Origin of the sequence: Vibrio cyclitrophicus, from assembly GCF_024347435.1 — a bacterium.
Taxonomy (GTDB): Bacteria; Pseudomonadota; Gammaproteobacteria; order Enterobacterales; family Vibrionaceae; genus Vibrio; species Vibrio cyclitrophicus.
Window position 1 is genome coordinate 1528522 of sequence record NZ_AP025480.1, and the last position, 12863, is coordinate 1541384.

Genomic DNA, 12863 nt, shown 5'->3' on the forward strand with positions numbered 1-12863 from the left:
AACACAACGCTGAGAAAAGAGTGCAATCAAGTGCTACAGCCAAAAGCTAGGCGCTTGGACTAATGGATAAATCATGGAGGAGGCACTATGTCTGCTACGAATCGAATGAACAGAAAAACAGACTATATCACCGAGTATCAATGGGCTAGGGAAGACCCCAATTCGTTCTGGGAAACACAAGCACAAGCGATCGATTGGTTTGAACCACCAAAAACGATATTACAAACTGACGATAACGGTATTGAACGTTGGTTTCCTGATGGGGTGATGAACACCTGCTGGTTGGCGCTTGATTACCATTGTGAAAATGGGCGAGGTGATAATACCGCACTGATTTACGACTCTCCTGTTACAGGACATCAATCTTCGTACACCTACGACCAACTGCGTAACCAAGTGGCTAAAGTCGCGGGGATGTTAGCAACGCAAGGTGTTACCAAAGGCGATCGTGTGGTGATTTATATGCCAATGATTCCTGAAGCAGCAATGGCAATGCTAGCCTGTGCACGACTAGGCGCGGTTCACTCCGTGGTGTTTGGCGGATTTGCTCCGCACGAGCTTGCAGTTCGAATTGAAGATGCTGAACCCAAGGTCTTGATTACCGCCTCATGTGGTATCGAAATTAACAAAGTTCTACCGTATAAACCGATGGTTGATCGAGCCATCATGGGCAGCCGCTGGAAGCCTGAAAAAGTCGTGGTATTCCAAAGAGAGCAATGCCTGGCTGAACTGAACCAAGATAGAGATGTACTCTGGCAGCAGGCCGTTGCGGATTCTCTGCCACATAGCTGCGTTCCCGTTTTGGCAACCGATCCTTTATATATCCTCTATACATCGGGAACCACCGGTAAGCCGAAAGGCGTAGTCCGTGATAATGGTGGTCACGCGGTCGCGATGAAGTACTCGATGAGCACTATCTACGATATGCCGCAAGATGGTGTTTTTTGGGCGGCATCTGACGTGGGTTGGGTGGTTGGGCATTCCTATATTGTGTATGCGCCACTGATTCACGGTTGCACCTCTATTCTGTTTGAAGGTAAGCCGGTGAGAACACCCGATCCAGGAGCGTTTTGGCGTGTGTGTGAAGAGTACAAAGTGGACGTGTTGTTTTCTGCACCTACAGCATTTAGAGCAATCAAGAAAGAAGATCCCGAAGGCGAGTTACTTACCAAATATGACTTATCATCGCTCAAGTCGATTTTTATGGCAGGAGAGCGTTTGGACCCGCCAACATTGGATTGGGTCGAGTCTCATACCAATAAACCGGTTATCGATCACTGGTGGCAAACCGAAACGGGTTGGGCTATTTCTGCAAATTCGACAGGGCTTGAATCTTTGCCTGTAAAAGCGGGTTCTTCAACCAAGCCAGTACCCGGTTACCAAGTAGAAATTCTTAATGAATTAGGTGAGCTTGCTCTGCCCAATCAACAAGGTTTTGTGGCGCTCAAACGCCCGTTGCCACCCGGGTGTCTACCCACGGTATGGCGTAATCATGATCGATTTGAATCCGGCTATCTGAGCCAATTCCCGGGTTACTATGTCTCCGGTGATGGCGGCTACCTCGATGATGAGGGATATTTGTTTATCATGGGGCGCATTGATGATGTGATCAACGTTGCAGGGCATCGCTTGTCTACTGGGGAAATGGAAGAGATCGTTGGTGGTCACCCCGCGATTGCAGAATGTGCCGTTGTCGGTATTCATGATGACTTGAAAGGGCAGCTACCGCTTGGCTTAGTTGTGTTAAAGGACGGAATAAAAGTAGATGGCATTGAGCTACAAGCCGAACTGGTTGGTAAGGTTCGTAACGAAATCGGCGCTGTTGCCTGTTTCAAACAAGCTTTAGTGGTAGAGAGATTACCGAAAACTCGTTCAGGTAAGATCTTGCGTAGAACTATTCGACAGATCGCAGAAGGTGAACAGTACGTGGTACCTTCGACGATTGACGACCCTACCAGCTTAACTGAAATTGCTGAAAAGCTCGGTAAATAGGCTTAGCTGTTTGGGCAATTTGATCTTCGGCTTGTTGATTTATGCATAACCCAGCGTGATGGTTTACCTAAACTCTACTTTCTTCATCCGCTTATCCATTGCGTCTACTATGACCTCATTATGAACCCCACATATTGAGGTCTTTTTTATGCGAGTTTACTTTTTATTGATTGCTTTACTGGTCAGTGGTGCTGCTAGTGACAGTATTTCAAAGGATGAAGCAAGTAGAGTGTTGTTAGAGCCATTGAGTCATCCCAAGATATTTAAATGTGTGTCCAAGACTGGCGTCGATCTCTATCAAGCGGTTTTTGATATGGGCGTGGGGTATGAAGCCGACCCTATTAACTCGAAGATGATCGTTAATTCAAGGAAAGGTCGCTACGAATATCAAATCCTAGGCGCTGTAAGATCTGAAAGATCGAGTGAAATTGTCGTGTTGACTCGGCATATTGGAGACGGTGTTAAAGTGGCTGCGATGATTGATGAACGAAATGGTAAAATACTGGGGATTGGTGATAAAAATCACTATCGAGATTGTGGTGTAAGACCGCCTCCAAGCGCAGAAAATATTCAGAAATTTTGGTCGAGGAGCTAACGCTTACCACCCAGTCACAAGAGTTATTGAGACGGCCCTACTGATCGTCTTTTTGTTTTTGCGGAGTGACTAATAAATCAAACGTTTCCCAATCCTGAAGTGTTGAGCGACTAATACATAATCAACCGTTATATATTATCTAAACTGGTCTTTATTTATGTTGTTAGGTGTTCTGTTTAAGATGACTTCATTCCAAACGAAACCAAAGCGAGACACCTATGACATTCACTAAACCTTTTCTTTTAGCGACACTGATTGTGACTCTTTCTGGCTGTGCATCTCCTGCCACTGATAACGAAAATGAAAATGCAGCGCGTAATCGTGGTGCTATTGGTGGTGCCTTACTAGGAGCAACGGCTGGAGCGTTGACAGGAGATGCAAGCTTAGCGGTTAAAGGTGCAGCACTAGGAGGTGTGACAGGTGGCGTAGCTGGTTCGATGAAAGATACGGATGACGCAAGAAATGCTCAAAGAACTCAAGTGACTGCTGATGGCTTAGCACAAGATAATCGCACCGATGCTGAAAAGCGAGTTGCTGAAGTTGAGGCTGAAATTAAACTTATCGAACTAGAACAACAGCTTGCTGAACTCAAAGAAGAGAAAGAAGATAACGGCGCATAAAGCTAAAGCCTAGATATTCGTTTAATTCTAAATTATTTAAACAGAATGGCCACGTAATGTGGCCGTTTTTGTATCTAAAATACGCACTTCAAACCATGAATTAATTCAATAACTTGTATAGATACTCGCGGCAAGTAAACTAGACTCAGTTTAAATATTAATTTGGTTTGAGAAGCACAATAGTCATGAATGTCACCTTAAGGGCCGCAAAGCACACGGATTTGGAACATCTTAACGAGTTAATGTTCGATCTCCACCATCACCATCACCTCGCTAGCCCAGAGCACTTTAAAACGGCAGAAGAGATTGAGCAGGAAAAAAGCATTGCACGTTACTTGGATGATCCTGAATGCTTAGTCTACGTGGCATTAAAAGGTGAGCTGATTGTTGGCTTTATCTCTGGGCATTTTTGTGAGCTTATCTCAACGGTAAGTAAACCAGTGCCGATGGGCAGTGTCGATGAACTGTTTGTCTTGCCTGATTATAGAAAAGAATCGATTGCTGAAAAGTTGTTTAGCAAAATTGAAGCGACTTTTGATGATTATGGGGTTGAACAAGTCTTTGTAGAGGTTTGGGACTTTAATTCACCTGCCAAGGACTTCTATCAAAAAATGGGGTTCACACCTCACATTCAATGGATGAGAAAGGCTTTGCACAAAACGTAGACAGCGATTTTGTGCGTGTTTGATTACACTAGAGCAGTCTTTAACTTTTCTCTTATTTTTAGGTAAACTCGTTGGCTATTCGATATTTATTAGTTTTCATATTATCTCTTTTGAGTACTACCTCCGCTTGGGCGAGCAACACTTTGCCCGATCATATCGCGGGCGCTTTGTGTGTAGTACGTGCCGATAACCAAATTGTGTTGGTTGATGAATTGATCACGGGGCAATTGTCTCTACCGGGAGGCACTGTGGTTTCTGGTGAGCCGCCATCGGTCGCGGCGCAACGTGAAACGTGGGAAGAGGCGGGTTTGTCCGTGACGGTCGGTGATGTGTTGGGATATACCGACAGTGCCGTTGTGTATGATTGTGTCTCTGACTCTGAAGTGATCAGTTACAAAGCTCGAAATGAGTTGGGTGGCTTTGAGCTGCCGATTTGGTTTGCGCCTCATTACGGCGTGGAAGTCAGCCGAGCGATGTTACTTCCTCCTGCTGAATTGCAAGATCATCAGTACCGCTATCCAGAACAGTGGTCTGAGATTAACGAGCTGTTTTTATCCGCGATGGACCAACCGGTGACGTATGTGACTGAGCTGGTGGGCGCGGCACCTAAAGTCCATCAACTAGAATTAGGTTGGATCGTTTCACTTCAAAATATATTCGACATCATACCGAGCGCGTTTTCTAGTACGGTGCTATTGACCGATTTGTTAGCGAAGCCATGGGTTTTCATTGTGATATTGCCACTAATTGCTTGGTACTTTGGCCGTAACTTCGCGTTGAAGTTTGGCTTCACTTTGATATCTGTAACGTTACTGACATTGATCGCCCACCAAGGTTTTGGCTTTCCTCGTCCTCATGCCTACCTTCCAACTTTAAAGTTAGTGATGAGCAGTGGGTATAGTTTCCCAAGTCTCTTAGCTGCGTTATGGGTAAGTTTAACCTTGTTAGTCTTTTGGAAACTAAATCGCCTCTTGGAGCAAAAAGCTATTCTGATAGTGCTCGCTGGCCTGCTGTGGATCATGCTATTTAAGTCTTATTCAGGCAGTGCGTTTTTTAGTGATGTATTAATGGGTGGAGTATTAGGTGCATTAGCGACGTGGCATATCGTGAGATTAGACGCGAAACCGGATGTAGATATCAGTGCCTTATTAAGTTCTAAAGGTGTTTGGTGGGCATTGTGCTTACTGTCGGTTGTTCTCACGGTGATATGGCCATTGCCAACATTCTCATTCTGGGTGGCGATTTTGATGACGATTGCATGCCTAGTGACGTTAACAGACTCGAAACCTTTGGTCGGTCAGTTCTCATTCAAGATCGTTCTTGGAGTGATGGCTATGTTGTTAGCGGGAAATCTGCTGATTAGCTGGGCAGGAAGCTTTGTCTCTTTCAGTGGTATTGCTTCATTTATTATTGAAACGTTACGTTTCCCAATCTTGATTTTGTTTGGTGTGGTGGCATTTCGTCTGCCTTGGGCTAGAAAATAATAAGTAGAACGATTCATGTAAAAAGAAGGCTGTGCAATGCACAGCCTTCTTTTTATCAATGTATTTTAGGTGAGTTAGATAAAGTAGAGGGCTCTATCTAGTGCTTACGAGTTGAAGATAAACTTCTCAATCGCGACAGCTACACCATGGTCGTCGTTGCTCGCTGTGATGTGATCCGCCAGTTTCTTGGTTTCTTCCATTGCGTTGTCCATTGCAATGCCAAGGCCTGCGTATTCAAGCATATGGTGATCGTTTTCAGCATCACCCATGCAGATTACTTCTTCCGATTTAATGCCTAAGTGTTTCGCTATCGCTTCAATACCGACACCCTTGTTTGATTTTGGGTTTAGGAACTCTAAGAAGAATGGTGCACTTTGTACGATAGTAAACTGAGTTTTAAGCTCTTGTGGTAACTTGCTGATGATTTCGGTGAGTTTGTTTGGCTCTGCAACAATCATGGTTTTGATGATTTCGTGGTCGTCTTCTAGTTGAGAAAAGTCGAACTCGGTAATTGCTAAACCATTAATACGCGCTTCAATAGCGGTGTACTCATTGTTTTCAGGGGTGATTAAACCATGAACCTTGCTGAATGCATGAACATAGCCACCAAGTTGCTTAGCAAGAGTTGCGATTTCTTTCGCTGCTTTACCGTTACTGATTTCGCTGTGGATGATCTCTTTAGTCGAAACGTTCTGTACCATAGAGCCGTTGTAAAAGAGTACAAAGTCATCTTCGCCGTTAATTGAAAGCTCGTCTAATTTGCTTTGCATACCTTCTAAAGGTCGACCAGAAGCGAGAACCACTTTTACTCCTGCAGCACGAGCTTTGGCTATCGCCTCTTTATTTTCTGGAGAAATCGTTTTTTCTCTGTTGAGTAGTGTGCCATCCATATCAAGAGCTATCAGTTTGTACATGTTTTTCCTTACCAAAAAATTAAAAGTTAACCAAATCTAATGGACGAAAGGATAAGGGAACTTGAAACTTCAGGCTAGGGCTTTGATCAACTCATTTATCAGTACTCATTTGTTTGACCAAAGGGGGTAAGTGCTTTAAGGTCTGCGGTTGATTTATTTGACCAAATGATTGAGCTGAGGAAAAGTTGTACAAGATTAATGAAATGTTTGAAACCATCCAGGGTGAGGGCGTGTTTACTGGCGTTCCGGCTGTTTTTGTTCGTCTACAAGTTTGCCCAGTAGGTTGTTCTTGGTGTGACACGAAACAGACTTGGGAAGCATTACCTGAAGATGAAACCAGCCTTGGCGATATCATGGTGAAGACAGAGGATTCACCAACTTGGTCAGCAATTGATGCTCAAGGAATTGTGAATGAATACATCAAGCAAGGTTACACTGCGAAGCACATTGTGATTACTGGTGGTGAGCCGTGTATTTATGATCTTGTCCCGCTTACTGAAGCATTTGAGCAGCATGGTTGTTGTTGTCAGATTGAGACTAGTGGAACATCAGAAGTTAAAGTGACACTTGACACTTGGGTTACGGTGTCACCAAAAGTGGCGATGAAAGCGAAACTGGATATTTTAGATAGCGCCTTACAACGTGCTAATGAAATTAAGCATCCAGTGGGTACCGGCAAAGACATCGAACAGCTTGACGGTTTATTGGAGCGAGCGGATGTTTCGAGTGAAACGGTCGTCGCTCTGCAACCGATTAGTCAAAAAGAACGCGCAACACAACTTTGTATTGATACCTGCATTGAGCGCAATTGGCGCTTATCAATCCAAACTCATAAGTATTTGAGTATCGCTTAGTTGGTCAGCAGTTTGCGTGTTTGCGGACAGTTTTCCCATTTATGATAGTTCGCCAGTTTTAGATAGGTATGGAAATGAAAAAAGCAGTTGTAGTATTCAGTGGTGGTCAAGACTCAACTACATGTCTTGTTCAGGCACTAACAGAGTATGATGAAGTTCATGCGATTACTTTTGATTATGGTCAGCGCCATAAGTTAGAGATCGAAGTCGCTCAGTCATTATCGAAAGAGCTTGGTGTGAAAGCGCATAAAGTGATGGATGTGACGCTGCTAAATGAGTTGGCTATTAGCTCTCTGACTCGTGACGATATCCCTGTATCACATGAGCTACAAGAGAATGGATTGCCGAACTCTTTTGTTCCTGGTCGTAATATTCTGTTCTTAACATTGGCGGGTATTTATGCATACCAGATCGGAGCTGAAACTGTGATTACTGGTGTGTGTGAAACAGATTTCTCTGGCTATCCTGATTGCCGTAATGATTTTGTAAAAGCGATGAATTCTGCGCTTGTGCAAGGCATGGATAAGAAGCTTGATATCAAAACACCACTGATGTGGCTGAACAAAGCTGAAACATGGGCGTTGGCAGATCAGTACTTAGCTCTCGAACTTGTTAGAAACAAAACACTAACCTGCTACAACGGTATTATAGGTGATGGCTGTGGTGATTGCCCAGCATGTGAACTACGAAAGGCCGGCCTTAACGATTACTTAGTTGACCGTCAAAGTATTATGACTGAGTTGGTTCGTAAACAGACTGAGTATAAATAGCTTCAGGTATGTCAATTGGTTCGTTATAAGCGTCAATGATACAGTTTCGACCATTACTCTTTGCTTGATACAATGCTTGGTCAAGAACAGAGTAGAGAGCATCAAAGTCACTTAGTGCGTTTGAGGTTGCTAGATAAGCAAAACTCGCGGTTACATTAAGTGGCTTTTTGCTTTCTGACAGGAAAATACTGTTTGATATAGCATAATGCAGTTCTTCAACGCGTTCACGGACCTCAGACGGCTTGGTATCGGTCAGCATAATAAGAAATTCTTCGCCGCCCAAACGTCCAAATAACTCACCTTTTACTAAATGCTTTCTTATTTGGTTACTGACATGAACAAGTGCTATGTCACCCGTTGGGTGGCCATGCTCATCATTAATCTCTTTAAATTTATCTAAATCCAGTAAAACGAGTACGTGTTGTTTTTTGTTTTTTTGGCAATGTCTAACTCGCTTGATCCTGCGTATTATTTCGGTCCTGTTGTAAGCTTTGGTCATTGCGTCAATCGCGGCTCTCGCTCGGATGGTCTTGTTTGCCAATACCGTAAAGCTGGCAGCGCAGAGTAATACAAACATGATGATGTTGTACATCCACCTTTGGTGCTCCATCTTTTCAATTCGAAGGCGATCGAGTTTTGTCTGGTGTGTTAGGAAAGAATTCTTCAGTTCTTGCTCATATTTGGCATGAGTAAGGTCAAGAGCCTCAAAAGCTAACCTGTTATCAATGTCTCTGGCCTTTAATTGTATTGCTGAGTGTCTCTGATAGTAATAAAAAGCCTGTTGGTAACCATTGAGTGACTGGTGAATATCAGAAAGCTGAAGAAGAGCTTGGGCGACGTATTTAAGTCTTGTGACCTGCTCAGCTAACTCCAACGCTTGCTGTGCGTAGTTTAGCGCTTCAGTTGTCAGCTGTTGTTCTTCGAACATGTCACTTAATGCCAAATAAGCGTTGATACGAATAACGTTATTGTTAAGTTCATTAGAGGCAGAAAGAGACTCAACCAAATAGGTTTTTGCTAACTCATAATCATGTGTTTGTGTGTAGGCTTTTCCCAAGCCTAAGTTTGTCAAAGCGATGCCATAGTTATGGGGAGATGCGCTTAGCATTGTCCTCGCTTTTTGAAAGTGCTTAATTGCTAGGTTACTTTGGCTTTGACTTAAATACAGTTCGGCTAAGCTATGGTGCACTTGAGCTTTCATTAGAGCATAAGTATCGGCTCTTAGTATGAGTGCTTCTTTGAGGTATTGTTCTGATTTTTCATATTGTTTTAGTTCTTTGAGCAGATTGCCAACATCGTTATAAATGCCCGATATATCATGCCCTTGTGGGAATACTTTGATCAAAGACAGGTAAGTATTTAACGCTGCTTGATAGTCACTACGAAAATGGTGGTTGTTGGCGATGACTCGATATGTCACGAATTTGGGTAATACTGGGTCAACGAGGTTTTGAAAATCGCTCTGAAGTGCAGAACAGTAATAGTTAGCTTGGTGATATTTGGCTTGTTCATTGAGAGAGCGACACAGTTGGTACTTCAACAGTGCACGCCCCGTTATATCATTGCGTGATTGCATCTTAGTGAGTAGCGTCAAAAAGCCCTGTTGAGCGTCTTCGTAGTGACCTTGTCTGTCTTTTACTAACGCTGAAATGAACGCTTTTTCTATTGCTTGATATTCACTGTTGTTTGAAGCAATACCATAAAATGGTTGTGAGCGATGACTCATGTATTCGTACAATAATGAAGAAAGGTATAGCTTATCTCCATAGTGATTTAAGCTCGTATAACGTGTTTGCAGCATGTTCAGTGCGCGGGAAGGGGAACGAGTTAAAGTGGATAAATAGAGAGCATTCCAGTCAGCGTTGGGAGTAGAATCAAGATTTATGTTTGAGTCACTGACGGGGAAGCTGTTATGGCGATCTAATGTAGGTACTTGGCCATAAGAATAGAAGCTGGTTAAAAGCAGAAAAGTAATAAAGACGGAGTGAATCACGAGGAACTATCAATCAGATAAAGAACGACATTCTATTATTAGTTTGAGGTTGCTTCAATTTTTGAATGATACTTACAGTGATTTATGCGAGTTGTATCTCTGATTTGTTGATGGTTATCAGGGTAATAGCGGTCGTACTTATTCGCACGACCGCTATTGGAAATTAAATGTACAATTTCGCTAGATCAGAAGGTTCAAGCTCTTTGCCTTCTAATGTTGCATTCCAGTTCGTACCAACAAGAACGCCGTCTTCAGCAAGAGTCAGTAGCCAGTCTTCTACAAAGATATCTAGTGGGATTTCTAATACTTCAAAATCAGCCCACTCTTCAACGTTGTGAGTCTGAGCATCTTCTTTTGAAGACCAAAATGGCATCACTTCGCTGCTTTCGAATTCACTTGAGTCACATGCTAGCCAACCTTCTTCGTTACGAAGGCCCCATACAAGTTTAGTTTCTTGTGTTTCAGAAACGAAAAGTTCTAGATTTGCTTGAGTATCAGCGGTTAGTTTGCTCATGGATTAATTCTCTATGTTGATAACGTGACAAGATTAACATTATAGACGGCTTAGGTATATGCTATTTAAGGAATTATAAGCGTACTGAAACGCTACCTAAAGATAACGTTTCAGATGAGGCATAACTAAGAGTGGTTACTTTCCAATTTTTGTAAAAATATGCCATTCTTCTTTGATGTTGCCTTTGAATCCGGCGACAGAAGCGACAACTTTTCTATTGAGCGCATGGTTGATTTTGGTTCCCTCTTCATTAGAAACGGTATCCCCGTAGCCAACGATTGTCACTCTAGATGGTTGTATACCATTACTTATTAGGGCTCGCCTTACATTTGATGCTCGTTCTTTCGATAAGTCTAAGTTGTGAGCCGCGTTTCCGACTTTACTCGCGTAGCCTTGTAGACGAATGGTTGTGCTTTCATACCGCTTTAAAAACGCGGCCATTTGACGAATTTGGCCAAGAAAAACAGGATTGATTTCTGTTGAATTGTTGGCAAATAAGATGTGAAGTTCTTTCTGTTCCGTTGACTCGAAATAAGAGCCGCAGCCGTCATTATCGATTTCAGCGCCAATCTGTGTATCAACACATAAATCACGGGCGTTGATAACACCATCATTGTCGTCGTCTTCTAGATCGTAACTTTGTACGCTCTCTGGGAGCGCTCGATACTCGAACTCTTCATCGTTTGTTTCAGCTAAAATGTTGGCAGAAGCAACCAATAGACAGAGTGGAAATACAGCTTTTAGCAGCTTCATTAATATTCTACCTTTTCATTCCATTCTTGGGGGATATCGACACGTAAACCTGTCAGTAAATTACCGGTTGCGTTCATGACCCGGTATTTAGCATATTGTTCATCGTACTTGGCATCTAAATAGCCTTTACGAGCTTCAAAGAGCTCATTTTCAGTGTTAAGTAAATCGAGAAGTGTTCGTTTACCGATGCGGTATTGCTTCTCGTAAGAGATAACCGTATCTGATGCTGAGTCTACGTGATCTGATAAGAACTCTTTCTGTTGTACGGTTAAATCAAGTGCGCTCCATGACAAGCGTAGGCTCTCTTCTACATTACGATATGTACTTTCACGCAGATCTTTGGCCTTATTTAATTGGTAAGCAGCACTTTCAGCGCGGTCTTGATCAGCGCCGCCGTTATACAAGTTATATCTCAAGCGGACCATTGCGGAAAATTCGTCACTACTCCCTTCGTTGCCACCTGCGTCATCACGCCAGGTTTGCGCGGCTTCGAAAGAAACAGTCGGATAATTTGAACTTTTAGACTGTTTATATTGGAATTTAGCGGAGTCCACATCGGCTTGTGCAATTTTAATAACAGGATGTTGGTTGAAAGCTTTCGCAAGAGCGCCATCTACGGTGTAAGGAATTGCTCCAGTGTCTGCTCGCGGAAACACTAACCCCAAAGGTGACTGTCCAACAATACGTTTAAATTGAGTATGCGTATCAAACAAATTATTTTGTGCTGCGAGCAAGTTACCATGAGCTTTCGCAATACGAGCTTCTACTTGGGACATATCTGCTGTAGAGCCAATGCCAGATTCGACACGTTTTCGAATATCTCTATAGATATCCTTGTGTGTTGCCAGGTTGTTTTCAGACAGGGTGAGGACTTCATAAGCTTTCACTGCATCAAGGTATACTTTGGTGACCTCGAGAGCGATATCTTGGGCGTTGGAGAGTAATTGGTAACGAACAGATTCTGCATCAGCCGCGGTACGATCAATATCGTTGGAAGTATTTGCTCCATCCCAAATTAACTGAGTCAAAGTAATCGTCGCTTCTTTACGCGTCAGATCTGTTGAATTTGTATTGGTCACTAGATCGGTATGCTCATAACCAATCCCACCATCTAGATCTATACTTGGACGATAAGCACCGCCAGAAGCATCGTTAACGTAACGTTTACTTACGTACTCATTATAAGCACTTTTAATTTCAGGATTGCTTTCCAACGTAAAAGCGACGGCTTGCTCAAGAGTTTGTGCCGCAGCTGGAAAGGTCATTGCTATAGCTAGCCCTAAGGTCGTCGTTTGAATCCTATTCAATTTGCATCTCTCCAAAATGAGTCACACCTGAGTCTTAATTTTGCACGATGATATACAAAATTCAGATGAACCGCCAAAAAAATTACGATCGCTACAACTGGCGCTCGCAAATGGTTGTAAATTTGTTAACCGATCACTGTGCGTATTGTGATGTTTTAATGCACTTAGAACACCTATTAATATGTCAATTATTTTTCGTTAGCACAATAACTTATATCAAATTTAAGAGCGCTTTAAGTATTGATGAGTGTGACCATTGTCATCATGGTGTATACGACCTTGTTAAAATGTGCATTCATAACTATGAATTATATGGTGTTAGGTGTTATATTTTACCTAATATTATAAATACAATGTCACTATTTTGACGTTTTGATTGAAAAATGAGTTTTAGGGGTTTAT

The 12863-nt window shown here is 42.7% G+C and carries 12 protein-coding genes; 7 read left to right on the plus strand and 5 right to left on the minus strand.

From position 1 onward, the window contains the following. The first annotated feature begins 87 nt into the window (after positions 1-87). The 5 genes from OCW38_RS06755 to OCW38_RS06775 all read left to right on the plus strand — a co-directional run bounded on the left by OCW38_RS06755 (position 88) and on the right by OCW38_RS06775 (position 5356). Entirely contained in the window at positions 88-1992 is a 1905-nt protein-coding gene (locus tag OCW38_RS06755) for a propionyl-CoA synthetase (protein ID WP_261895533.1), read from the plus strand. A gap of 148 nt (positions 1993-2140) precedes the next feature. Further along, positions 2141-2587, plus strand: a complete 447-nt coding sequence (locus tag OCW38_RS06760; protein ID WP_016797479.1) for a hypothetical protein — start codon at positions 2141-2143, stop codon at positions 2585-2587. A 218-nt stretch (positions 2588-2805) separates the two neighbouring features. Continuing rightward, positions 2806-3207, plus strand: coding sequence for a glycine zipper domain-containing protein (locus OCW38_RS06765; RefSeq protein WP_010438543.1), 402 nt, complete (start codon positions 2806-2808; stop codon positions 3205-3207). Between the two features lie 185 nt (positions 3208-3392). Further along, positions 3393-3872 (plus strand): GNAT family N-acetyltransferase, encoded by a 480-nt coding sequence (locus OCW38_RS06770; protein WP_029189481.1) that lies wholly within the window; start codon positions 3393-3395, stop codon positions 3870-3872. Positions 3873-3943: 71 nt separating this feature from the next. Beyond that, entirely contained in the window at positions 3944-5356 is a 1413-nt protein-coding gene (locus OCW38_RS06775; RefSeq protein WP_261895536.1) for a bifunctional NUDIX hydrolase/phosphatase PAP2 family protein, read from the plus strand. A gap of 104 nt (positions 5357-5460) precedes the next feature. On the opposite strand, the gene OCW38_RS06780 is transcribed toward OCW38_RS06775, so the two are convergent. After that, positions 5461-6270, minus strand: coding sequence for a Cof-type HAD-IIB family hydrolase (locus tag OCW38_RS06780; protein WP_016794582.1), 810 nt, complete (start codon positions 6268-6270; stop codon positions 5461-5463). A gap of 185 nt (positions 6271-6455) precedes the next feature. Here OCW38_RS06780 and queE point away from each other — a divergent pair, with 185 nt between their 5' ends. Together queE and queC are read left to right on the plus strand one after the other, a co-directional pair. After that, the gene (gene queE / locus OCW38_RS06785) at positions 6456-7124 is read left to right on the plus strand and encodes a 7-carboxy-7-deazaguanine synthase QueE (RefSeq protein ID WP_315974569.1); all 669 of its coding nucleotides are present in this window, start codon (positions 6456-6458) and stop codon (positions 7122-7124) included. A gap of 74 nt (positions 7125-7198) precedes the next feature. Continuing rightward, positions 7199-7894: a 7-cyano-7-deazaguanine synthase QueC gene (gene queC / locus OCW38_RS06790; RefSeq protein ID WP_065100132.1), complete on the plus strand. Its 696-nt coding sequence runs from the start codon at positions 7199-7201 to the stop codon at positions 7892-7894. Here the strand turns inward: queC and OCW38_RS06795 are convergent. From OCW38_RS06795 to OCW38_RS06810, 4 genes are all read right to left on the minus strand, one after another. After that, complete coding sequence (locus OCW38_RS06795) at positions 7854-9887, minus strand: tetratricopeptide repeat-containing diguanylate cyclase (protein WP_261895542.1); 2034 nt, start codon at positions 9885-9887, stop codon at positions 7854-7856. The genes queC and OCW38_RS06795 overlap by 41 nt on opposite strands. A 163-nt stretch (positions 9888-10050) precedes the next feature. Continuing rightward, positions 10051-10401 (minus strand): DUF2750 domain-containing protein, encoded by a 351-nt coding sequence (locus OCW38_RS06800; RefSeq protein ID WP_010438559.1) that lies wholly within the window; start codon positions 10399-10401, stop codon positions 10051-10053. Positions 10402-10536: 135 nt separating this feature from the next. Beyond that, positions 10537-11154 carry an OmpA family protein gene (locus OCW38_RS06805; protein WP_010438560.1) on the minus strand — a complete coding sequence of 206 codons (618 nt, stop codon included), beginning with the start codon at positions 11152-11154 and terminating at the stop codon, positions 10537-10539. Continuing rightward, complete coding sequence (locus OCW38_RS06810; protein WP_449209092.1) at positions 11154-12461, minus strand: TolC family outer membrane protein; 1308 nt, start codon at positions 12459-12461, stop codon at positions 11154-11156. Before OCW38_RS06810 ends, OCW38_RS06805 begins: the two co-directional genes overlap by 1 nt. Positions 12462-12863: the final 402 nt, after the last annotated feature.